Here is a 23,240-nt window from a genome sequence, read left to right as displayed (position 1 = left end):
TTTCCTATGAGTGACACCCTGATCGTCGAGCGCACGCCGGACCTTCCCTTTGGCCTGCGCGCCGACCGCGTCGCGGTATCCTTGCTGTTTCTGGCCAATGGCTTTCTGATCGGCAGTTGGGCGCCCAAGATTCCGCTGCTCATGGCCCGCCTCGGCATAACCGAAACCACAATGGGACTGCTGATCCTTGTTTTCGGTCTCGGTTCGATCCTCATGATGCCCGTCATCGGCGCCTTGACGGCCCGATATGGCTCCGCGCCAGTATTGCGCATCGTTTCGGTCATCGTCCTGCCCTTGCTGCTTGCCGTCTCGATCCTGCCCGAACTCTGGATGATCGTGGTAGCCATATTCCTCTTCGGCGGCTTTGTCGGAGGGATGGATGTGGCAATGAACGCCAACGCCGTTGCCGTTGAAAAGCGCATGAGAAAGGCCATCATGTCTTCCTGCCACGGGTTCTGGAGCCTTGGGGGCCTGATCGGCGCTGGCCTTGGCGGCTTTATGGCCAGCCTTTGGGGAGAAATTGGGCATGGCGTTGCACTGACAATCCTTGCCAGCACCGCAGTATTTCTTGCCCTGCCGATGATTGCCCGCGACCATACGACTGCCGCAATCCGTGCCGCCCAGCCGCTGCGCATGCCGCGATCGCCACTGCCTTATCTTATTGGCATAATGGCGCTTTTTTCCATGGTCCCTGAAGGCACGATACTTGACTGGGCAGCACACTATCTGCAAAGCGAAATGAGTGCCGATATTTCTATCGCCTCGCTTGGCTTTGCTGCCTTTTCCGGCACCATGGCCATTATGCGCTTTCTCGGTGATGGCATTCGTCAGCGCCTGGGCGCCGTAACGACCCTGCGCATCAGTGCCGCCTTCGCCATAACCGGTCTGTTTGTTGGAGCGCTGGCTCCAACACCGTTCGCAGCAATCGCTGGCTTTGCCTTCGCTGGCATTGGCATCGCAAACATGATCCCCATCGCCTTTTCAGCCGCCGGTAACATTCCGGGCGTGGCGCCAGGCATTGGCCTGTCGGTGGTTACAGTCATGGGCTATTCTGGTATCCTTATGGCGCCCGGCGTTATTGGGTTTATTGGGGAACGGACAGGATTTTCGCCGGTCTTTATGGGGGTCGCCAGCCTGATTCTGGTAACGCTCGCCCTCTCCGGGCTGGCCAGACACGCCGACTTCAAGCCAGACTGACGAACAAGGAACCCAAGCGTTCTCAAAGAGTTCCCCGATGAACCACCGATTTAGGGAGAACCTTCATGCAGGAAATGGATTTCAGGCTCGACGCAAAGGTGTGGGTCCTTGTCGCCGACGGTGAGAAAGCCCTTTTCTTTGAAAACAAGGGCACAAGGAAGAACCCCGTTTTTGAGGTGGTTCGCGAACTCGAGCAGGACAATCCGCCAACCCGCGATCAGGGAACGAGCGCGCCGGGCCGCATGTACGACTCCGGACAAAACCAGAAAAGCGCCATGGAACAGACGGACTGGCATCGGCTGGCCGAAGAGCGATTTGCCAAGGACGCTGCGGCGCTTCTCTACAAGTATGCCCATAACAACCGATTCAAGCAGATCGTGCTTTGTGCCGCCCCAAGAGTGCTCGGCGAACTGCGCAAGGAATTGCATTCCGAGGTGATGGACAAGGTTATTGGCGAAGTTCCCAAAAACCTCACCAACCATCCCATCGATCAGATCGAGCGCATCTTGAGTGCGAGGTAGGCTTGTGAGCGGGAGCGCACATGAGCCTCGTAGCCCTGTCGCACTGGGACCGCGCGATTGGAAAAATGTCGTCGTCCATTGCTTCAGGACGATGAGCGAAAAAGACATGGGGCTACGCTGTGCGGGCGTGGCCTTTTTCGGCTTTCTCTCGATATTTCCGGCGATCGGTATCGTTGTATCGCTCGTCGGGATATTTGGCGATCACTTGGCCATACGCACGGAGATCGAAACTTATTCCGATATCATGCCCGATATTGCATTCGCACTCTTGGTCAACCAGCTCGATTCCTTCATGGGGCAACCGGAAACCGGCTTGGGCATCAGCCTGGCGATCGCTATTGTCGTCATCCTCTGGAGTAGTTCGCGCGGCCTTGATGCGCTGATCCATGCCGCCTCGGTAGCCTATGGTGACAAGGGAGACCGCGGCTTCATCATGTCGGTTTTTGTATCGTTTATCGTGACCATTCTTGGGGCCTTTTTCATGGTGGTAGCCCTCGCTCTGGTAGCTGCAATACCAATAATTACGGGCCTTTCGCCAATCCCTGGCACCGGAGAGCGGCTTGCGCTGCTCTTACGCTGGCCAGCCCTTCTCGCTATCGCAATCGTAGCATTTTCCCTGCTCTACCGTTTCGCACTCTATCGCCGCGGGCCAAAACTTCGCTGGATCTGGCCCGGAGCAACGCTTGCCGCCATTGTTTGGATTGCCGCCTGCCTGTTGTTCTCACTCTATGTCGAAAACTTCGGCGAGTTTGAAGCCACCTTCGGCTCACTGACCGCCGCAGTGGTTCTGCTTTTCTGGATGTTCATCTCGGCACAGATTTTCGTTTTTGGCGCAGCCTTCAATGCCGGTATTGAATTGCAGACCGCAGTGGACAGTACAGTCGGCCCCGACCGCCCCATGGGGAAGCGTGGTGCCTATGCGGCAGATAACGTAAAGCGCTAACCGGCAAGCACCTTGTCGAACTCGGTCAGCGCGTCATCGATCTGCGCCTTGGTAATTACCAGCGGCGGAGCGATACGGATTGTATTGGTATGCGTGTCCTTTGCCAGAATCCCCCGATCGCGCAGCCTATAGCAAAACTCCCGCGCGCCTCCAGCTTCGGGATGCAGATCGACAGCCAGCATCAACCCCCTACCCCGAACCGACCTGATGTGATTGGACCGGATCGACTTCAACCCTTCGAGAAAATACGGGCCAAGTGCCGCGGCATTTTCGATCATGCCTTCTTCAACCAGCACCTTGAGCGCCATCCGCGCGACCGCACAGGCCAATGGATTGCCGCCAAATGTGGAACCGTGCTGCCCCGGTTTCAATACGCCCAGCACCTCCGAATTGGAAAGCACAGCCGATACCGGATAAAACCCGCCTGAAAGCGCCTTGCCAAGCAAAGTCACATCCGCCTCGATGCCTTCGTGCTCTTCTGCCAGCAGCTTTCCGGTACGTCCCAACCCAGTTTGAATTTCATCCAGTATAAGCGTGACATTATTTGCGGTGCAAAGTTCCCGCACCTTGCGAAAATAGCCTTCAGGCGGAATGACAACCCCGGCCTCACCCTGGATGGGTTCGACGAGAAAGCCGACCGTATTGGGGGTAATGGCGCGCTCGAAGGCCTCCGCATCGCCGAAAGGAACAATTACGAAGCCTGGGGCGAATGGGCCGAACCCGCCTCGTGCGTCGGGGTCAGTCGAAAACCCGACAATGCCCATTGTACGCCCGTGGAAATTGTTGGCACAGACGATAATCTCGGCCTTATCCGTCTCGACGCCCTTGACCTCATATCCCCATTTGCGCACGGCCTTTATCGCGCTTTCGACCGCTTCGGCGCCCGTATTCATGGGCAGTATCTTGTGCGAGCCGGTCAACTCTGCAATTTCCTGATAGAACAGTCCCAACTGATCGTTATGAAAGGCACGCGAGGTCAGCGTCAGCTTGCTGGCCTGATCGATCATCGCCTTGAGAATTTTCGGATGACAGTGCCCCTGATTGACAGCCGAATAGGCGGAAAGACAATCGAGGTAACGCTTCCCATCAACATCATGAACATAGACGCCCTCTCCACGCACCAGCGCCACATCGAGCGGCTTGTAATTATGGGCGCCCAGACTGGACTCCAGGGCAATCAGTTCTTCGGTTCGCATCATTGTTTTCTCCCTAGGCCGCCTGGGTCGGCCGATCGAATATGCGGCGCCCGAAGGCGCTGGCCGCAAGTTCCACCATCAGTCTTGCGCTCTTGCCCCGATCGTCGAGAAACGGATTCAACTCCACAAGATCTAGGCTGATCATCCTTCCGGTTTTCCCGATCATTTCCATCGCCAGATGCGCTTCGCGAAATGTTGCACCGCCCGGCACCGTTGTCCCGACGCCTGGTGCGGTATCGGGATCGACGAAATCTATATCGAAGCTCACATGCAAAAGAGCATCATCGCGCTCGACCTCACCGAGAATGCGGCGCATGACGGCCCCTATGCCCTTATCGTCGATCTCACCCATGTCGTTGACGTCGGCGCCGCGCTCTTCGAGCAGCACCACTTCCGCCGGGTCGATGGAACGCGCGCCCACGAGATGATAACGGGCCGCGGGCAGTTTGGGGCATTCCAGCATTTCGCCAAACCCCGGCTCGCCGCAGAAAAACGCTGCCGGCATACCGTGCATATTGCCGGAAGCCGACGTTTGCGGCGTATTGAAATCCGCATGCGCATCCAGCCAAAGAACATGCAACGCGCGCCTAAGCGCATCGGCCCGCCGCAATGCAGCCGCAACCGAACCGAATGACAGCGCATGGTCCCCACCAAGATAGACCGCCGTATAGCCGTCATTGAGCGCCGTTTCTCCGGCCTTCGCGATTTCCCGGGCAAAGCCGGTAACGATTTCCGGGTTATTCGCTGTACCGTCAAAAGCGATCTCGACAGCGCGCGGCGAGACATCACCGTTGTCAGCAACGTCATGCCCCAACGCCGTCAAAGCATCTTGAATGCCGGCAACACGCAATGCCTTGGGCCCCATTGAGCAGCCCTGACGTCCGGCCCCCTCTTCGATAGGCGCCCCGATCAAGGCAATGGACTGGCCTTTCCGCTGCGGCATGCTGCACTCCCTTTGCTATGCTGCTCTGCGCAGAATGAACCAGCAAATCAGCTCTGAAAAGAGAATTTTTTACTCCGCTAACCGCAAAATCAGCGCCTTCATTTTAATCGGCCCGCGTTTATGCGATGTACCGGCAAGAAAAAGGGCGGCCCGTGGTACCGCCCTCGCATTTGGAAATGTTCCGGACAAAAATCAGAACGGAATATCGTCATCCATGCCGCCCGGCTCGAAAGCCGGGGCGCTGGACGGTCTGCGATTTTCCGTCTGGCGCTGCCCGCCATACCCGCCACCCATGGAGTCTCCGCCGCCTTCGCCGCGGGCATCGAGCATTGTCAGGTTGGAATTGAAGCCCTGGAGCACGATCTCGGTCGTATATTGATCCTGGCCGTCCTTTTCCCATTTGCGCGTCTGCAATTGGCCCTCGATATAAACCTTGGACCCCTTCTTGAGGTAATTCTGCGCGACCTTTGCCAGTCCTTCGCTGAAAATGACGACCCGATGCCATTCGGTGCGCTCCCGCTGTTCGCCCGTATTGCGATCCCGCCAGCGCTCGGACGTCGCGATGCGCAGATTGGCGACCATGCCCCCGCTGGGCAGTGAACGGACTTCCGGGTCCGCACCCAGATTGCCAACCAGAATGACCTTGTTCACACTTCCCGACATTTGAATTTTCCTTGTCTCTTGTCCGCCGGATAACCCGGCCAGTCACATGCGCGCACTATAGGGCAGTTAAACGGCCTTTGGCATCGGCCGATGACGATTTGCACATCTAATCGGCAAAACGGCAGAAGCATGCGCGTTCTTTATTTGTTCCTCCATTTTGCCTCCTGTCAATATCTGTCAGCAGGGTGATGTCACATTGAACATTGATGCTTGACGGCCTGCAATTTGTTCCTAATATGTTCCACACGCTACGGTAGCCTTGCGATCAACAGTCGATATGCTTATGTGAACCGGGCACGTCGCTGCGGCGTTTTCTTGTTTGAATGTTTTCATCGTCTCCTTTTAGGGGCGCAACTTCCTTGGACCGATCTATGGCGGATATTTCCAATCCCAACAAAGACATCGTCATTCGTGGTGCCAAGGAGCACAATCTCAAGAATGTCGACGTGCGCTTGCCACGCGACAAACTGATCGTGATGACGGGGCTGTCTGGTTCTGGCAAATCCTCGCTTGCCTTCGATACGATCTATGCCGAAGGCCAGCGCCGCTATGTCGAAAGCCTTTCGGCCTACGCGCGTCAATTCCTTGAGATGATGCAAAAGCCCGACGTCGAGCAGATCGACGGGCTTTCACCCGCCATTTCCATTGAGCAGAAAACCACCTCGCGCAACCCACGCTCGACCGTCGGCACCGTTACCGAGATTTACGACTATCTCCGCTTGCTCTTTGCGCGTGTGGGCATTCCTTATTCGCCAGCAACGGGCCTGCCCATCGAGAGTCAGACCGTTTCCCAGATGGTCGACAAGATACTCGATCTGGAAGAAGGCACTCGGCTTTACCTGCTGGCGCCCATCGTTCGCGGCCGCAAGGGCGAATACCGCAAGGAACTCGCGGAGCTGATGAAAAAGGGCTTTCAGCGCGTCAAGATTGATGGCGAGTTCTACGAGATTGAAGAGGCGCCTGCACTCGACAAGAAACTCAAGCATGATATCGAAGTGGTCGTGGATCGTGTCGTGGTCAATGCCGACATATCTTCGCGCCTTGCAGAGAGCTTTGAAACCGCGTTACGGCTTGCCGATGGCATTGCCATTGCCGAATACGCCGATCGGAAGGATGAGAAAGGCCTGCCCGAACGTCTGACCTTTTCGGAGAAATTCGCCTGCCCGGTTTCCGGGTTCACCATAGCCGAAATCGAGCCACGGCTGTTTTCCTTTAACAATCCGTTCGGCGCCTGTCCGGTCTGCTCGGGCCTGGGCACTGAAGCCAAGATCGACGCCGATCTTGTTGTTCCCGACCCGAGCTTGTCTCTGCGCGATGGGGCAATTGCGCCTTGGTCGAAAACGTCTTCGCCCTATTACATGCAGACCCTGCAGGCCGTGACCCGGCACTTCAAGGCGTCGACGGGCACCGCCTGGCAGGATTTGCCCTTCGAGGTTCAGCACGGCGTTCTTTATGGCACGGACAAGACAGCAATCGAGTTCGTCTATGATGACGGCCTGCGCAAATATTCGACAAAAAAGCCGTTTGAAGGTGTGATCGGCAATCTTGAGCGCCGTTATCGGGAAACCGAAAGCTCGGCCGCACGTGAGGATATCGAGCGCTATATGTCGGCTGCGCCCTGCCCGGCCTGCAACGGCTATCGCCTAAAGCCTGAGGCGTTGGCAGTCAAAATCAACGGTAGCCATATTGGCCAGGTGGCAGAATTATCTATCCGCGCTGCTGCCGAATGGTTCGAGGCCCTGCCTGACAATCTCAACGAAACCCAGCGGGCCATCGGCGAACGTGTACTCAAAGAAATCCGCGAACGACTGGCGTTTCTCAACGATGTCGGACTCGAGTATCTGACGCTTTCGCGCAATTCGGGTTCGCTTTCCGGTGGTGAAAGCCAGCGAATCCGCCTTGCCAGCCAGATCGGTTCGGGCCTGACCGGCGTGCTTTACGTTCTTGATGAGCCTTCGATCGGCCTGCATCAGCGCGATAACGCGCGATTGCTCGATACCCTGCGCCGCCTGCGTGACCTCGGCAATACCGTGATTGTCGTCGAACACGATGAGGATGCGATCCTTACCGCAGACCATGTGCTCGATATCGGCCCCGGTGCTGGCGTGCATGGCGGTCAGATCGTTGCGCAAGGCGCGCCAGGCGACATTATCGATCATCCCGACAGCCTTACCGGGCAGTATCTATCCGGCCGGATGGGTATTCCCGTACCCACAGAACGTCGCAAGGCCAAAAAGGGCCGCAAGCTGTCGCTGACCGGTGCTACGGGCAACAATCTCAAAAATGTTTCCGTCGATATACCTCTGGGCATGTTCGTGGCCATCACTGGCGTTTCCGGTGGCGGCAAATCAACCCTGACCGTGGATACGCTCTATCGGGCTATCGCGCGGAGGCTCAACGGCGCGCGCGTTCATCCCGCCCCGCATGAAAGCCTGACCGGGCTGGAATTTCTCGACAAGGTCATCGATATCGACCAGAGCCCTATCGGGCGCACACCCCGCTCCAATCCGGCAACCTATACCGGTGCATTCACCCATATTCGCGAGTGGTTCGCCAACATGCCGGAGGCAAAGGCCCGTGGCTATGCGCCGGGCCGGTTCTCGTTCAACGTCAAGGGCGGCCGCTGTGAGGCCTGTCAGGGCGATGGCGTCATCAAGATCGAAATGCACTTCCTGCCAGATGTCTATGTAACATGTGACGTTTGCAAAGGGCACCGCTACAATCGCGAAACCCTCGAAGTTCAATTCAAGGGAAAGTCGATTTCTGATGTTCTTGAATTGACCGTGGATGAGGGCGTTGAGTTCTTCTCGGCCGTCCCTGTCATCCGCGACAAATTGGTTACGCTCCAGCGTGTGGGATTGGGCTATGTGAAGATCGGGCAACAGGCCACCACACTTTCCGGTGGCGAGGCCCAGCGCGTTAAATTGGCCAAGGAATTGTCCAAGCGCGCAACCGGTCGAACACTTTACGTTCTCGACGAGCCGACAACTGGCCTGCATTTCCATGACGTGGCCAAGCTGCTCGAGGTTCTGCAGGAACTCGTTGAGTCCGGCAATACCATCATTGTCATCGAGCATAATCTGGAAGTTATAAAGACCGCAGACTGGATCATCGATCTGGGGCCGGAGGGTGGCGATGGCGGCGGTGAGATCGTCGCGGTCGGAACACCTGAAGAGGTTGCGGAGAACCCGCGGTCCCATACCGGTCGTTTCCTCAGGGAAATCATGGAACGCCGCCCGCTGTCTGTCAGAACCGCAGCTCAATAGGGCCGTCGCCCCCATTGTGTTATTATGATGAAACGCCCATGCATTGCTTGCATGGGCGTTTTGCATTGTTCCGATAACAAAGTGTCTCGATTCTAGATTATCCTGCGTGTCGTTCAATGAGCATTTGGAGACCTCCATGTTCATACGCATCGTCTGGAACACTGCAACTAGCCTGCACCACAACCAGCCGCGCAACCTGCGCAGGATCAATATATTGGGTAAGCGTGATACCAACGATCTTGGCATTCCATCCTGTGATTTTCACAGAATGACCCGCAGCCTTTTCGACCGGCAGGACTAAAGCAAGTCCTGACCACAAGGCTCGCTTCAGCGAAAAGTGGGAACCGGATTTCCAAAAGATTTGCGATAAAACAAATGGTTGGAACAGGTCGGCGATTGAAAGAAGCGCTGACCTGGCCCAGGCCAAATGTTACCCAATTCCTACCCATGCGAAAAGCGCATATCGGGATTGAACAAAACCCTAGTAGCCAAGTCGTCTTTCGCGACCTACATAGAGCGCATCGAAACGAAAGGAGAATTCAAATGGGTATCCGCAAGACGCTTAAGAAGTGGTCCGCTTACCAGCAGACAGTTCGTGAACTCAATGCACTGGGCAACCGCGAACTGAACGACCTCGGCATTTCCCGCGGCGATATCGAACGCATCGCTCGCGATCATGCAAACCAGCTTTAAGTTCGAGACGACCTCCAAAGTCCGAGCACGAAAAAAGGCATCCATCTAGGGATGCCTTTTTTGATTCTGGCATTCTGGTGCGTGTCCAGCAAAAGCATGCCTTTAGACTTGATCCGAGAGCGCAAACGGTTTTGCGATTCGGATACGCGACAAAACAAGGACTTAGAGCCGGGTTTTGATTCCATCAAAACCTGAACGGCTCTAAAACGCTAATCGCCCGACAAGCTCATCGTAAGATACGCAAACCCCCTTTATAAAGCCAGGCCGCTGTTTGAGCCTTTCATGCCAAGCCTCGACACCGGACATCGATGGCCGCTCGATCTCCATTGTGAACCAGCGATAAAGCGAGGCGCCAGCTACGATGTCGGCATAGCTGAAATCGTCTCCTGCCAGATAGGCTGTCTTTTGCAATTGCGCATCCATGATACGCATCGCCCTAACGCTCGCCTCGAGCGCAGCATCGATTGCCGCGGCGTCACGCTGAGCCTCGGGCGTTCGGACCAATGTCCAGAAAAGCCGGAGCCAGGCAGGCTGAAATGTAGTCGCCGTCCAGTCCGTCCACTGATCGATAATCGCCCGTTCAGCCGGTTCATTGGGCCAAAGCGTGTCCGTCCCGAACTGCGCCGCCACGTAGCGGACGATAGCATGGCTTTCCCACATCGTAAGGTCGCCATGCGTCAGCACAGGCACAAGCCTATTGGGGTTCATGGCAATGAATTCGGGCGTATCGGTTCCACCGAATCGGCCTGCTACATCCGTGCGGATGAAGGTTGTGCCGGTTTCTTCCAGCGCCCAGACCGCCTTTTGAACATTGGCTGAACTTGCCCTGCCCCAGAGCACCACCTTACTCATACTGTGCGTCCAAACCCTTAAATCTTAACAAAACACTACTCAAAACGTTGCCAGTCATGCGATTTCCGCAAATCGGCGTTGAAGAAAATGCCACTGCTCAACACAGCGGCTCTGTCTTATATCAGGAGCGTCGAAGACAAAGGAGAGAGAATATGAACCTTCGCAAGACTTTCAAGAAATGGTCAGCCTATCAGCAGACCGTGCGTGAACTCAATGCACTCGGCAATCGTGAACTGAGCGACCTCGGCATCGCCCGCAGCGACATCCAGCGCATTGCCCGCGATCATGCAAGCTCGATCTAATAACGACCTGACCGCGGCATCAAAGTTCTGAAAGGCACCCGATCCAAGGGTGCCTTTTTTTCATGTCCATAGCCCTGCCGCCACGAACCCGCGGCTGCACATATCCCCGCATTTTCCCAAGTGTGATCAAACGAAGCGCGTGGCGATCTTGGATTGCCTGGCGATTTTCGTTTATAGCCATGCGAACCAAACAGAACAGCGGAACAACTTATGAGTGTGGTGCATGTAATCGGCGGCGGCCTTGCCGGATCGGAAGCGGCCTGGCAGGCCGCACAAGCGGGCGTAGAGGTGGTTCTTCACGAAATGCGCCCTGTCCAGCCAACAGATGCGCACCATACAGATGGATTGGCTGAACTCGTCTGTTCCAACAGCTTCCGCTCCGACGATCATGAGCACAATGCCGTCGGTCTGCTGCATGAAGAAATGCGCCGATCCGGTTCGATCATCATGCGCTGCGCCGACGAGCATGCCCTACCTGCCGGCGGCGCCCTGGCCGTCGATCGCGATGGCTTCTCCCAAGCCGTAACCAAGGCAATCGAGAGCCATCCCAACATCGGCATCGCGCGCGAAGAAGTCGCGGGCCTGCCCCCCGCCGATTGGGAGAACGTGATCGTCGCCACCGGCCCCCTGACATCCTCCGCGCTTGCCACAGCAATTCAAGAGCTAACCGGCGAAGACTCGTTAGCCTTTTTCGATGCCATCGCCCCGATCATCCATTCCGATAGCATCGATATGGATATTGTCTGGGCGCAGTCGCGCTACGACAAACCCGGCCCGGCTGGCACTGGCGCAGATTACCTCAACTGCCCGATGAACGAAGAGCAATATAACCGTTTCATCGATGCACTGCTCGACGCGCCGCTGCATCAGTTTAAGGACTGGGAAAAAGTACCCTATTTCGATGGCTGCCTGCCAATCGAAGTCATGGCCGAGCGCGGTCGCGAAACCCTGCGCCACGGCCCGATGAAGCCGGTTGGCCTGACCAATCCCCGCGATCCCGAAACCAAGCCCTATGCAATTGTGCAATTGCGGCAGGACAATGCGCTGGGCACGCTCTGGAATATGGTCGGCTTTCAGACCAAAATGCGCTACGGGGTCCAAACTGAAATCTTCCGCATGATCCCAGGGCTGGAAAGTGCCCAGTTCGCGCGTCTTGGCGGTCTGCATCGCAACACATTCCTCAACTCCCCCAAAGTGCTGAATGCCGACCTCACCCTCAAGGCCGATCCGCGCTTGCGGTTTGCGGGTCAGGTAACGGGCGTTGAAGGCTATGTGGAAAGCGCCGCAATGGGGCTTATAGCCGGTCGTTTCGCGGCAGCAAAGGCCAAAGGTGAAACGCTGGAGACGCCGCCGGTCACGACCGCTTTTGGCGCCTTGATCCAGCACATCACCGGAGGCCACCTCGAAGCCGAAGCCTATTCAGGTGCCCGTAGCTTCCAGCCCATGAACGTCAATTTCGGGTTGTTTCCACCGGTAGCGATAACCAAGCCCGAAGGTCTCAAGGGTCGTTGGCGCGGGCCGGAAAAAGCGAAAGCGAAGAAAAAGACAATAACCACACGCGCCCTCAAAGATCTGGACGCCTGGTTGACACGTGTCGGCCCTGCTTGATCGACCACCACATCATGCGTAGCAACTGAGCGAAGGGTGAGGCGGTTCGCGTTGGTTGAAATGCGGCCTCGCCCTTAAGAGCGCCATGCTGTGCCATGGCATGGGGCAAAAGCGCAATGCTTGCAAAGGCCGGGCGGATGTCTTGCGGCAACGCAGCGATGGCAGCCTGTGCCTTGGCGTGATGCTCGGCGCAAAGCTCGCTGATTTGCATCAGGCTGGCATCGAGCGCTTCGGACGGCTTTCCGGCATATATCTCACGCTCACGCACGCCATGAGCAGTAAAAACCGAGAGTGGCAAGAATAATTGTCCCCGCGCGGCATTGTAACCGAACGCGCGCAGATGTCCCGCAAGCGCCAGCGCAACGCCTAGATGCCCAGCCGCATCCCCCGACTGGTCGGCTGCTTCACGGTTAAGGATCATCGCCATATACTGGAAAAGGATCGAAACCGTCTCCCCGGAATAGCCTTCAAACTGGGAAAGATCGATCATCGGATCGTTATAGAGATCGAACCGGCGCGCCGCCAGCAATCGCACTAGCGGACCAGTTGGCAAGTCATGGCGGTCAAGCGTTTGAAACAGAGCGTCGGCCACAGGATTGCTGCGCACCGCACCGTGGCCCTGCCCTTCGAGCGCATCAATCCACCATTGCAACCGGATTTCGCCGGTGGACGGCTCCGACACGCGTTCACGGACCGCAGCAACTTCGGAGGCAAAAGCCAAAATGGCCTGCGCTGCACCGCGCCGATCTGCCGGAAGCATCAGGCTCGCAAGGTAACGCTCATGATCAAGCGCACGCAACTCATTGGCCGCAAGCGCAAAACTGCCCGATTGTTCCATCGCTCAGCGGGCCTTTTCGACGGCAATCAGAGCTGCAGCCACGGCGCGCCGCTCATTCATCAGCACGTTGTATGTACGTACCGCGCTGCCGGTAGATACCGCCTCGACAATAATGCCCTTGTCCCGAAAAGCGGCTCGTATCTCAGGATCAAGCGCCACAATATCGTTGCCCATACCGATCAGCAGAACGTCAATATCGGACGCCTCAAGCACACGCATGAGGCTTTCCAGCGTGACACCCGCCGCTTCGGTCACATCCCAAGCATACATGCCGCCCGGCAAGCAAAGTACCGAGCCGCGATGCGACATCTCGGCAAACCGGAAGCCACCACTGCCATAGGCGTCGATAGCCACCTGGTAAGGATAATGCCCCTTGCCTGCTTCCCAGTGCTCAACCAAAGGCTACACCGCTGCGCCGTCGGTCCGCTTTTCCGGCTTGGCTTGTTCGGCCTCCGCTTCACCGCGCGTCTTGATACCAAGATAAAGCAGGATTGGCGCCGAAACGAAGATCGAGGAATAAGTACCAACGAAAACGCCCCACGCCATGGCAATGGTGAAGCTGCGGATCACCTCGCCACCGAAAAAGACCAGTGCCAATAGCGCCATCGCGGTTGTTCCGCCGGTGATGATGGTGCGGGCCAGGGTCTGGTTGAGCGAAAGATTGATGATTTCAGCAAGCGATATGCGCTTGTATTTCATCATGTTCTCTCGAATCCGATCGTAAATCACCACCGTATCGTTGAGTGAGTAACCAATAACGGTGAGAACCGCCGCGATACTTGAAAGGTTAAACTCCACTTGCAGCAAGGCAAAAAGGCCGACGGTCATTATGACATCGTGGACGAGCGCAAGAATAGCACCGACACTGAACTGCCACTCAAATCGGATCCACACATAGATTACGATACAGATCATGGCAGCGATAACGCCAATGATCCCGTTCATCGCCAGTTCGTTGGACACGGTGCCGGAGACAGCTTCCGTACGTCGCACTTCATAGTCTTCCGATACTTCGGCAAACACCTGCGATACGGCCACCTGTTGCGCTGACTCATCGCCGTCCTGCATACCTATGCGCACCAAAACGTCCCGCGGCGTGCCGAACTCCTGCACCTGGACGGCGCCGATACCGAGTGCGCCAAGGCGGGTTCTGAGATCACCGATATCGGCGTCGCCTTCCAGCGCCTGCAATTCGATGGCGCTGCCGCCAGTAAAGTCGATCCCGAGATTCAGCCCGCGCGTCAGTTCCAGTCCTACCGTGCCGATCAAAAGCACCAGCGAGAAGATGAATCCGGCCTTGCGCCAGTTCATGAACGGAATCTTGGGTTCAAGTGGAATGAAAGACAGCAGGTTGACTTTGAGTGTCTTGGGGCGCTGCCACTGGAACCAGTAGCCAACCAGCAATTGGGTGACCAGATAGGCAGTGAACATAGTGCTCAGAACGCCGAGTGCCAGCGTTACGGCAAAGCCCTGCACTGGTCCCGAACCCAAAAAGAACAGAACTACAGCGGCAATCAATGTCGTGACGTTCGCGTCAATAATCGTTGTCATGGCGCGTTTGAAACCAGCCTCCAGCGACTGGTAGGGCGTTCGGCCCGCAGCAAATTCCTCGCGTATGCGCTCGAAAATAAGCACATTGGCGTCAACGGCCATGCCGACGGTCAAGACGATCCCTGCAATGCCCGGCAAAGTCAGGGTTGCGCCCAGCGTCGATAGCGCGGCCAGGATCATGCCGACATTGAGTGCCAGAGCGATTACGGCAAATATGCCGAACACGCCATAGGTCACGAGCATGAAGATTGCCACGCCCACCGTGCCGATCAAACCGGCGGTCAGACCCGCTTCGATGGAGTCCGCGCCAAGGCTCGGCCCAACGGTGCGTTCCTCCACGACATCCAGCGTCGCAGGCAGAGCGCCGGCGCGCAGAAGAACTGCAAGGTCGCTGGCGGATTCCGGCGTGAAATTGCCCGAAATCTGACCCGATCCGCCAGTAATCGGCTGCTGGATTACCGGCGCAGTGATCACCTGCCCATCGAGCACGATCGCAAACCGGCGCCCCACATTCTGGGACGTGATTTCGCCGAAGGTGATGGCGCCCTGGGTGTTGAAACGGAAGGTCACGACCGAACGATTGCGATCATCGAATGCCGGTTGGGCATCGGTGAGTTGCTCGCCGCCAAGGCTGATGTCTTCATAAAGCAGTTCATCCATCCCGTCCGCAGATGGCATGATCATGGTGCCGGCGGGCAGTCCCTGTGCTCGCGCCTGTTCTGCCGTCATGGCAGGATAAACCATGTGGAAGGTTAGACGCGCGGTCTGGGAAATAAGGTCCTTGAGGCGTTCGGAATCGTCAAAACCCGGAACCTGCACCAGAACGCGATCTTGCCCCTGGCGCTGAATAACGGGCTCGGTTGTGCCCAGTTCGTCAATACGATTGCGAATGACTTCGACCGATTGCGCCACCAGTGCGGACATACGTTCGGCAATCGCCTCGTCGGTCAACGTGATCCGAATCCGGTTCGAGCCTACAATGTCGATAATTGTTTCCGGCGTCGACGACACCTGGAACATCGGCCCTTCAAGCATAAGCTCAAGTGGGCGCAGCGCTTCGCGAGCAGCTTCTAGCTGCTCTGGGTCCGTAATTTCAATAGTGAGGTTGGCACCCTGCGTCGTGATCAGGCTGCCGATACCCTCACCGATGAGAATCGAGCGCGCGTCGCGGCGAATATCCCCAAGTCGCCCCTCGATAATATCGCTCCGATTGACCTGAAGCAGCAGATGCGAGCCGCCTTGCAGGTCAAGTCCGAGTACGATTTTCTGCTTGGGCAGAAGATCTGGCCATCCGGCGACGTCCTCGTCGGAGAAGAAGTTCGGCAACACCATGAAGATGCTTGCGACCGCAACAAGAACGATAATTGCTGACCGGATGGGATTGAATTTCATAGTTTAACTGTCCTGAGAACGCTTGCGCGGCAACGCATCATACACGCCGCCGCACAAGTGCTGGGTGGTTCAATTGCCGCACTATACGGGCTGACCGTGGCACATCTGAGGAACTGTCCTCAAAGGCTGGTCCTATTTGGTTTCCTTCTCGGCACCGGTCTCGGTTGCTTCAGCTTCTACAGAATCTGCTTCCGGGGCAGCGGTATCGGTTTCGGCAGGCGCTGCTTTTGCTGCTCTGCCGCGACCGCCCTTGGCCTTGGAGGACTTGGTGTTGGCCGACTTGGTCTCGACTGCCTTGTTGTCGTTGACAGGCTCGGTCTTGGACCGAACGTCTGCGATCATGCTCCGCACGACCTTTACCTTCATGCCCGCAGCAATTTCAACTTCAAGGTCCTCGTTCTCTACAGCCTTGGTCACCTTGCCGACAATGCCGCCATTGGTCACAATCGTATCACCGCGCTTGACCGCGGCAAGCATGGCGTTATGCGCCTTCATGCGCTTTTGCTGCGGCCGAAAGATCAGAAACCAGAAAATGGCGATCAACAGGATGATGGGTATGAAGCTGGAAACGAAGTCCATACCCGAAGGGCCTGCTGCTCCTTGCGCATAAGCGGGCGTAACAAACATTAAAAACGACTCCTTGCGGTCTGCTTGTCAAAGCATATCGGAATGCCCCATATAAGGGCGTTTGTGAATTCGGGTAGCCTAAAAGCCCCCTAAAAATCGCGCGGACTATACAAGCCACCCTTTACAAACGCAAAGCCTATCGGGCCGAATACGGAGCCTTTCCAAAGTGGATCAAACCCAGACGTTCACCTCTCTTCTTGCCACGCTTGAAAAGATTTCCCAGTCGCTCGATTCTGTTGCGGGCATTCACCGTACGCTACCGGAATTGATTGATGGCGTTAACGCATACCTCTGGGATGGCCAAAATCAGGCACTTTTGCCCGTTCGCAAGGTCAACCGGGTTCCACTGGAGCTATTGCTGGGTGTCGACAATCTAAGAAAGATTCTGCTCGACAACACGCTTGCATTCGCGCGAGGCCACGGTGCCAACAATGCCTTGCTCTGGGGCGCGCGCGGTATGGGCAAAAGCTCTATGGTCAAGGCAATCCACGCCCATATCGAAAATCTCGATGAAGCTGGAATCGGCAGATTGATTCTGATCGAGATCAGCCGGGAGGACATCGCGTCGCTTCCTGCCCTGCTCCGTTTCGTAGTCGACCGTGCCGAACGCTTTATCATCTATTGCGACGATCTCAGCTTCGACCGGGACGAATCGACTTATAAGGCCTTGAAATCGGTCCTTGATGGCGGCCTTGAGGGCCGCCCGGCCAACACGGTCTTCTATGCAACCTCGAACCGTCGGCACTTGATGCCACGGGACATGATTGACAACGAGCGGGCCACAGCCATCAATCCAGGCGAAGCTGTCGAGGAAAAAGTGTCCCTTTCGGACCGCTTTGGCCTCTGGCTCGGCTTTCACAACTGCGACCAACCCACCTACCTCGAAATGGTCAATGGCTATGTCGCCCATTATGGCATCGAAATTGCGCCGGATGAATTGCGCGCCAAAGCGATCGAGTGGGCAGCAACCCGTGGCGCACGCTCAGGGCGTGTTGCCATTCAGTTCGTCCGGCATCTCGCAGGCGAAAAAGGCCGCCCGGTCTGACCGGACGGCCCTTCAAATTTTTTCCTCAGACCGAGATTAACCGGCCAGATGCGGCATCGGGTCAATCGGGGTCGCGCCACGACGCAGTTCAAAGTGCAACTGCGGCCGGCTGACCGATCCGGTCATACCAACGGTACCGATTGCGTCCCCACGCGTAACCTGATCGCCCTTGACCACGCCCATATTCTGCAGGTGCGCATAGGCCGAGACAAAACCGTTTGCGTGCTTGATCAAGATCAGATTGCCGTAACCCTCAACAGCGTTGCCGACGTAAATCACTTCGCCATTTTCCGCGGCCCGAACCGTTGTGCCCTCAGGCGCTTCGATATTGATGCCAGTGCCGCGCGACGCTGCGAAATCAGTGATCACACGGCCGGAAAGCGGCCAGCGGAACTTGTCGCCCGAACTCGAAGCGCTCGCTGCCGGCGTCGCTTCTTGTGAAGGCGCGCTGGCCACCTGGGTCGGCTCTGGCTGGGCAGGCTGCTCTGCCTGCTGGGCTGGCGGCGTTGGTGTTGTAGCGGCCTGTCCATTCGGCGTGGTAAGCGTTTGCGATCCGCCGACGGAGGCAACTTGCTGATTCTGCTGCCCACGCTGGGCCAACAAGTCAGGACGCCCTGGAATGATGAGCTGCTGACCAACCCGGATACGATCGGGCGCATCCAGATTGTTCGCGCTCACGATGTCCGTTGCGCTGACATCGTAACGGCGGGCGATGGTATAAAGCGATTCACCCGAAGCAATTGTATGCCGGTAAGTATCATTCTCAACCACCGCGAGTTGGGGTGTCTGCTGCACTGGAGCGGACGTCGTTGCGGGCTGCTGAACGGTGGCCGGAACTTGCTGAGACGTAGAGGCTACTGCTGTTTGAGCGGGCATGGCAGGGGTACTCGTTACTGACGATGACTGAAGAGCAGGCAGGTCCTGAGTGACGACGCCGGACGATGCTCCCATTGGCTGCGCCGTCGTCCGGTCTATAATGCCAGGCGCGGACGCAACGTTGGCTCCACCACCGATATTTGCAGGCGGCACATAGGCAGGCATTGACTGCCCCCAGGCTGCACCTGCGGAATTGCTGGTGGAACTCGTCATGGTAGGATCGCTTCCCTGCGAGCCCAAAGTGGCACACCCTGCAAGCACTAGTGCTGCTGTGGTCATGGCGATACCGGAAGCGGCATTGCGAAGACTTTGGCCAGATACGCGGAAACTCATGGGACTGCTCGTCAACTCAACTACTCGATAAAATCAAGATAGACTCGTTAAGGTAAAGACGACCTTAAAGCCCAACCGATTGCGCGTTTTCTATGAAGTTCGAGAGCGGCCCTTGGTTAACGGCGCCAGCCGCACACTGCCGAATTCTGTCTCAATAAAGCTGTCATCGGCCCTTTCAACCCTTAGGATGACCTGCTTGTCATTGGGCGCTCCCAGCGCCATTACGGCGACTCCGCCATCGGCCAACTGGTCAATGACGGTATCGGGGATTTCGCTCACCGAGCCAGTAAGAAAGATTCGATCGAACGGCTCCTGCTGCACCAATCCGATAAACCCGTCCTGATGAAGCCCCACAATCGTATTGGCCCCTATCCTGCTCCAGCGTTCTTGAGCCGTGCTGGCCAGAGCTCGATACCGCTCCAGCGAAAACACCCGTCTCGCCATCCGCGCCAGAAGCGCTGCCGAATAGCCCGACCCGGTGCCGATTTCGAGTACCTTGTTGACGCCCTGTGGCGCCAGCACATGAATCATGCCCGCTAGAATGGTGGGGGACGTTATCGATTGCCCGCACCCAATCGGCAGTGATGCTTCGCGATAGGCGTATTGTTCAAAGCCAGCTGGCACGAAAACCTCGTGCGGCACCGTCTCGAAAGCATTGAGGATGTCGGTATCGGTAATCCCGCGCTGGCGCAGGTGCAGAATCAGGGAGGCGCGTGCTTCGATGAGGTCGTAGCCTTCGCCCCCTTCAATCATCCCTGCCCGCGCGCCATACCGTTGAACGGCAATCGCCCATCGAACCGTTCAAGCAGTTCAAGATTGGTCTGCTGCAAAAGCAATGGCGTCACCGTGATTGCATTTTCCTCATGCAGAATATGGAAATCCGCGCGCGGGTCCAGTGGTTTCGGCGTTTCCAGAATGGTGACGAAATGTTTGCCTGCGTTGTCGCTGGGGTAAAGCTCGAACGGCGAATGAGCGAATCGCTGGTGTTGCACCATGCGAATCCCGCTCACCTGCTCAGGCGTACACATGGGAAAATTGACATTGAAATAGGTATCTACTGCCCCCTTCAACTCCAGAATGGCGCGTACCGTTTCCACCCCATGCGCAACAGCACAATCCCATTTGATCTCGTCATGGCCAATGGAGTAATCCATTGCCTGGCTCAACGCGATCCCAATTGCGCCCTGCAGCGCCCCTTCCCGCGCACCTGCTGCGGTTCCCGAGCAATGCAGGATATCGCCCAGATTCTGGCCGCGATTGACGCCGGATAGCACCAGATCGGGCTTTTTATCTCTCAGAACATGGGTGCATCCGGCAACAACGCAGTCTGCGGGCGTACCATCGAGCGCGAAGACCCGACGTTCGCGCTCGTCAAGCTCGATTTCATAACCGAACGTGAACCGGTGCCCGGTGCCACTCTGGTTCGCCGCTGGAGCAACGACCCAGACATCATCGGAAAGCACATGCGCAATTTCGCGCAAGACGGCCAGCCCCGGCGCATCCACGCCGTCGTCATTGGTCAAAAGGATGCGCACTGTAAATTCTCCTGTCCGTCTAGCCGCCGATTCGGTCGATCCCACCCATATACGGAACCAGCGCCGACGGAATTGTGACAGAACCGTCTTCGTTCTGGTAATTTTCCATTACTGCGATGAGCGCACGTCCAACCGCAACGCCCGAACCATTGAGTGTATGCACAAATTGCGGCTTGCCATTGGCATCGCGGTAGCGTGCATCCATCCGGCGGGCCTGGAAATCACCGCACACCGATACCGACGAAATCTCGCGATACGTGTTCTGCCCCGGCAGCCACGCCTCGATGTCGTAAGTCTTTTGCGCACCAAAGCCCATGTCCCCGGTACACAGCGTCATGACACGGTAGTGAATATCGAGGCGCTTGAGGACTTCTTCCGCGCAAGCGAGCATCCGCTCATGTTCATCAATCGAGGTTTCAGGCGTCGTGATCGAAACCATTTCGACCTTGTTGAACTGATGCTGGCGTAGCATCCCGCGCGTGTCACGCCCCGCCGACCCCGCTTCCGAACGGAAACAAGGCGTCAGCGCGGTAAAACGTAGGGGCAATTCTTCTTCCGAGAGAATCGACTCGCGCACGAGATTTGTCAGCGGAACTTCAGCGGTCGGGATGAGCGCCAAGCGACCATCGCCATGACCCGCAAAAAAGAAATCGCCGTCGAACTTTGGCAGTTGCCCCGTGCCATACATCGGCTCATCACGCACCAGCAGCGGCGGCTGCACTTCCAGATAGCCATGCTCATTGGTGTGCAGATCGATCATGAACTGCCCGATGGCGCGCTCCAGCCGCGCGATCTGCCCCTTGAGCACCACGAAACGGCTGCCCGAAAGTTTGGCGGCGGTGTCGAAATCCATGCCGCCCATGGCCTCGCCCAGCTCGTAATGCTCCTTGGGCGCAAAGCGCAGACTCGGCTTCGCAGGCCGGGTGGCATCCGACTCGTTGGGACGGAAATAGACGACATTGTCACCCTCATCCGCGCCCTGAGGCACATCGGAATGCGGAATATTGGGCAATTCGGCCAATGCCGCGCGCAGCTTTTCGGTCAGAACCTTTTCCTGCGCATCGAGTTCGGTGAGCTTATCCTTGAGCCCCGCAACCTCGGCCATCAACTCTGCTGCGCGTGCCTCATCCTTTTGCGCCTTGGCCTGCCCGATCAGCTTGGACGACGCATTGCGCTTTTCCTGTATGGCATTGAGTTCGGAGACAACGGAGCGGCGTTCATCATCGATTGCGACAAGCCTTGCGGCTTGCGGTTCCATTCCGCGCTTTTTCAGCGCAGCGTCAAAAGCGTCCTTGTTGGCGCCAATCCATTTGATATCGAACATGATGCGATCCGGTCAGACTGAAGGCCGCCCGGTTGGCGGCCTTTAAGGGAACTCAGGATTCCAAGTCTTTTTGAAGGGCAGCTTCCTTGGCAAGCCGCCGTTTCTCGACATGGCGTACAGCGATAATCGAGAGTTCGTAGAGCAGCAGCAAAGGCAGTGCAAGACCGATCTGGGAGATCGGGTCCGGTGGGGTGAGGAATGCGGCCAGCGCGATAACGGCGACAATCGCATATTTGCGCCATTTCTTGAGGTGCTCTTCCCCGATCAGCCCAACCTGCGCAAGCAGCGTCAGGATCACCGGCATCTGAAAGCAGATACCGAAGGCCAGCAGCAAAGTCATGATCAGGCTGAGATATTCGGAAACGCGCGTGACCATTTCAATGGAAACGCCACCGGGATCGACCTGCTGCATGCCCAGGAAAAAGCCCAGAGCCAGCGGCATTACCCCGTAATAAACAACCCCAGCGCCAATCAGAAAACAGATCGGGGTCGCGATCAGATAGGGCAAAAATGCCATCCGCTCGTTCTTGTACAGCCCCGGCGCAACAAACCCGTAAATCTGCGTCGCGATGACCGGAAAGGCGAGAAAGATCGCAGCGAACAAGGCCACGGAGAGCTTTGTGAAGAAAAATTCTTGCGGTGCGGTATAGATCAATCGAACCGCTTCTGGCGTACCGGCAGCGGCGATAAACGGCCCCAAAAGGAAATTGTAGATCTGGTCGGCGAAAAAGAAGCAGCCCACAAAAAGGATCGCGATTGCGATCACTGTATAGATCAGGCGTTTGCGCAACTCGGCAAGATGTTCGACAAGCGGCGCTTCACTGCCTTTGAGTTCATCGTCCGAATCCGTTTCATTCCCAAGCGTCTTGGGATCGGTATCAGCACTCATTGATCGCCGCTCCCTGCTTCGGCTGAGGCCTTTGCCGGAGCCTTCTTTTTTGCAGGTGCCTTTTTGCGCGGCGCTTTTGCAGTCGCGACATCGGCGGCTTTCGCTGCCGGCTTACGCTTTGCAGCGGTTACCTTTTTTGCTGGAGCTGCCTCGACAGATTCCGCCGCTTCGGCCGTGGCCTGCTTTTTCGCCTCAAGCCGCGCATGTTGGGCCCGGACTTTTTCCTTTATCGACTCCGCAGCCTTCGATTGGGTTATGTCGGCCTTCTTTTCCGGCAACCCCGCCTGCTTGCGAATTTCGTCCGCGACGCTTTCTTTGCCTGGCTCGGACGGTTTCAATTTGCCGCTTGGCTCGTACTTACCGTTCTTGAGCGTATTGAACTCGCGCGCGATTTCGTCACTGGTCTGGCGCAACGGGTCGGTGATGGCCTTTTTCGCTTCCTTCACCTCGTCCAGCGCAATCGCTTTGTCGATCTCGCGCCTGAATTCATTACTCATCTTGCGCACGCTGCCCATCATGCGTCCGAGGTTGCGCAGCATCATTGGCAGGTCCTTCGGACCCACCACGATCAGCACAACCACTGATATGACAAGCATTTCGCTCCAGCCGAGGCCAAGCATATGGCTATTCCCTTACCGCCGTCACA

At 56.8% G+C, this 23,240-nt stretch carries 22 protein-coding genes and 1 pseudogene; 9 read left to right on the top strand and 14 right to left on the bottom strand.

The genetic code is table 11. The features are described from left to right. Positions 1 to 6 precede the first annotated feature (6 nt). The 3 genes from EO133_RS01950 (at position 7) to EO133_RS01940 (ending at position 2,661) form a co-directional block, all read left to right on the top strand. Positions 7 to 1,197 (top strand): MFS transporter, encoded by a 1,191-nt coding sequence (locus tag EO133_RS01950; protein ID WP_127070996.1) that lies wholly within the window; start codon positions 7 to 9, stop codon positions 1,195 to 1,197. A gap of 65 nt (positions 1,198 to 1,262) precedes the next feature. Beyond that, positions 1,263 to 1,718: a host attachment family protein gene (locus EO133_RS01945; RefSeq protein ID WP_127070995.1), complete on the top strand. Its 456-nt coding sequence runs from the start codon at positions 1,263 to 1,265 to the stop codon at positions 1,716 to 1,718. A 91-nt stretch (positions 1,719 to 1,809) separates the two neighbouring features. Beyond that, the gene (locus tag EO133_RS01940; protein WP_127070994.1) at positions 1,810 to 2,661 is read left to right on the top strand and encodes a YihY/virulence factor BrkB family protein; all 852 of its coding nucleotides are present in this window, start codon (positions 1,810 to 1,812) and stop codon (positions 2,659 to 2,661) included. Here EO133_RS01940 and rocD read toward each other — a convergent pair. The 3 genes from rocD to ssb all read right to left on the bottom strand — a co-directional run bounded on the left by rocD (position 2,658) and on the right by ssb (position 5,463). After that, positions 2,658 to 3,860 carry an ornithine--oxo-acid transaminase gene (gene rocD / locus EO133_RS01935; protein ID WP_127070993.1) on the bottom strand — a complete coding sequence of 401 codons (1,203 nt, stop codon included), beginning with the start codon at positions 3,858 to 3,860 and terminating at the stop codon, positions 2,658 to 2,660. The two genes, EO133_RS01940 and rocD, sit on opposite strands and share 4 nt — an antisense overlap. Before the next feature lie 10 nt (positions 3,861 to 3,870). Next, on the bottom strand, positions 3,871 to 4,800 hold the full coding sequence (gene rocF / locus EO133_RS01930; protein WP_127070992.1) for an arginase: 930 nt from the start codon (positions 4,798 to 4,800) through the stop codon (positions 3,871 to 3,873). A 192-nt stretch (positions 4,801 to 4,992) separates the two neighbouring features. Then, complete coding sequence (gene ssb / locus EO133_RS01925) at positions 4,993 to 5,463, bottom strand: single-stranded DNA-binding protein (protein ID WP_127070991.1); 471 nt, start codon at positions 5,461 to 5,463, stop codon at positions 4,993 to 4,995. A gap of 371 nt (positions 5,464 to 5,834) precedes the next feature. On the opposite strand from ssb, the gene uvrA reads away from it, so the two are divergent. The 3 genes from uvrA (at position 5,835) to EO133_RS01915 (ending at position 9,422) form a co-directional block, all read left to right on the top strand. After that, positions 5,835 to 8,729, top strand: a complete 2,895-nt coding sequence (gene uvrA, locus EO133_RS01920) for an excinuclease ABC subunit UvrA (protein ID WP_127070990.1) — start codon at positions 5,835 to 5,837, stop codon at positions 8,727 to 8,729. Positions 8,730 to 8,865: 136 nt separating this feature from the next. Then, positions 8,866 to 9,030: a hypothetical protein gene (locus EO133_RS20125; protein ID WP_164734842.1), complete on the top strand. Its 165-nt coding sequence runs from the start codon at positions 8,866 to 8,868 to the stop codon at positions 9,028 to 9,030. Between the two features lie 242 nt (positions 9,031 to 9,272). After that, on the top strand, positions 9,273 to 9,422 hold the full coding sequence (locus EO133_RS01915) for a DUF1127 domain-containing protein (protein WP_127070989.1): 150 nt from the start codon (positions 9,273 to 9,275) through the stop codon (positions 9,420 to 9,422). Between the two features lie 201 nt (positions 9,423 to 9,623). Here the strand turns inward: EO133_RS01915 and EO133_RS01910 are convergent, their stop codons facing one another. Continuing rightward, the gene (locus tag EO133_RS01910) at positions 9,624 to 10,274 is read right to left on the bottom strand and encodes a glutathione S-transferase family protein (RefSeq protein WP_127070988.1); all 651 of its coding nucleotides are present in this window, start codon (positions 10,272 to 10,274) and stop codon (positions 9,624 to 9,626) included. Between the two features lie 152 nt (positions 10,275 to 10,426). Between EO133_RS01910 and EO133_RS01905 the strand changes: the two genes are divergently transcribed. Both EO133_RS01905 and trmFO read left to right on the top strand, forming a co-directional pair. Further along, positions 10,427 to 10,576, top strand: a complete 150-nt coding sequence (locus tag EO133_RS01905; RefSeq protein WP_127070987.1) for a DUF1127 domain-containing protein — start codon at positions 10,427 to 10,429, stop codon at positions 10,574 to 10,576. A 210-nt stretch (positions 10,577 to 10,786) separates the two neighbouring features. Next, a complete protein-coding gene (gene trmFO / locus EO133_RS01900; RefSeq protein ID WP_127070986.1) occupies positions 10,787 to 12,184 on the top strand; it encodes a methylenetetrahydrofolate--tRNA-(uracil(54)-C(5))-methyltransferase (FADH(2)-oxidizing) TrmFO in 1,398 nt (465 codons plus the stop codon). Here trmFO and EO133_RS01895 read toward each other — a convergent pair. The 4 genes and pseudogenes from EO133_RS01895 to yajC form a co-directional block, all read right to left on the bottom strand. Next, complete coding sequence (locus EO133_RS01895; RefSeq protein WP_127070985.1) at positions 12,141 to 13,022, bottom strand: phytoene/squalene synthase family protein; 882 nt, start codon at positions 13,020 to 13,022, stop codon at positions 12,141 to 12,143. The genes trmFO and EO133_RS01895 overlap by 44 nt on opposite strands. A gap of 3 nt (positions 13,023 to 13,025) precedes the next feature. Then, a complete protein-coding gene (locus EO133_RS01890; RefSeq protein WP_244640790.1) occupies positions 13,026 to 13,421 on the bottom strand; it encodes an Mth938-like domain-containing protein in 396 nt (131 codons plus the stop codon). 3 nt (positions 13,422 to 13,424) lie between these two features. Next, a complete protein-coding gene (gene secD, locus EO133_RS01885) occupies positions 13,425 to 15,965 on the bottom strand; it encodes a protein translocase subunit SecD (protein WP_127070984.1) in 2,541 nt (846 codons plus the stop codon). 294 nt (positions 15,966 to 16,259) lie between these two features. Further along, positions 16,260 to 16,592 (bottom strand): annotated as a pseudogene (gene yajC / locus EO133_RS01880) (preprotein translocase subunit YajC); the annotation flags it as partial. A gap of 166 nt (positions 16,593 to 16,758) precedes the next feature. Here yajC and EO133_RS01875 point away from each other — a divergent pair. Then, positions 16,759 to 17,637, top strand: a complete 879-nt coding sequence (locus tag EO133_RS01875; RefSeq protein WP_127070982.1) for an ATP-binding protein — start codon at positions 16,759 to 16,761, stop codon at positions 17,635 to 17,637. Positions 17,638 to 17,673: 36 nt separating this feature from the next. On the opposite strand, the gene EO133_RS01870 is transcribed toward EO133_RS01875, so the two are convergent. The 6 genes from EO133_RS01870 to tatB form a co-directional block, all read right to left on the bottom strand. Then, positions 17,674 to 18,846, bottom strand: coding sequence for a M23 family metallopeptidase (locus tag EO133_RS01870; protein ID WP_127070981.1), 1,173 nt, complete (start codon positions 18,844 to 18,846; stop codon positions 17,674 to 17,676). A 90-nt stretch (positions 18,847 to 18,936) separates the two neighbouring features. Further along, positions 18,937 to 19,599, bottom strand: a complete 663-nt coding sequence (locus EO133_RS01865) for a protein-L-isoaspartate(D-aspartate) O-methyltransferase (RefSeq protein ID WP_127070980.1) — start codon at positions 19,597 to 19,599, stop codon at positions 18,937 to 18,939. Continuing rightward, a complete protein-coding gene (gene surE, locus EO133_RS01860; protein ID WP_164734841.1) occupies positions 19,596 to 20,381 on the bottom strand; it encodes a 5'/3'-nucleotidase SurE in 786 nt (261 codons plus the stop codon). Before surE ends, EO133_RS01865 begins: the two co-directional genes overlap by 4 nt. A 19-nt stretch (positions 20,382 to 20,400) precedes the next feature. Further along, a complete protein-coding gene (gene serS, locus EO133_RS01855; RefSeq protein ID WP_127070978.1) occupies positions 20,401 to 21,705 on the bottom strand; it encodes a serine--tRNA ligase in 1,305 nt (434 codons plus the stop codon). 52 nt (positions 21,706 to 21,757) lie between these two features. Further along, positions 21,758 to 22,594, bottom strand: coding sequence for a twin-arginine translocase subunit TatC (tatC, locus tag EO133_RS01850; RefSeq protein ID WP_127070977.1), 837 nt, complete (start codon positions 22,592 to 22,594; stop codon positions 21,758 to 21,760). Next, complete coding sequence (gene tatB / locus EO133_RS01845) at positions 22,591 to 23,214, bottom strand: Sec-independent protein translocase protein TatB (protein WP_127070976.1); 624 nt, start codon at positions 23,212 to 23,214, stop codon at positions 22,591 to 22,593. Before tatB ends, tatC begins: the two co-directional genes overlap by 4 nt. Positions 23,215 to 23,240: the final 26 nt, after the last annotated feature.

The organism is Pelagibacterium lentulum (assembly GCF_003992625.1).
Lineage (GTDB): Bacteria > Pseudomonadota > Alphaproteobacteria > Rhizobiales > Devosiaceae > Pelagibacterium > Pelagibacterium lentulum.
Note: the sequence above shows the minus strand (reverse complement) of the source record. Positions and strands in the feature narration are given on the sequence as shown.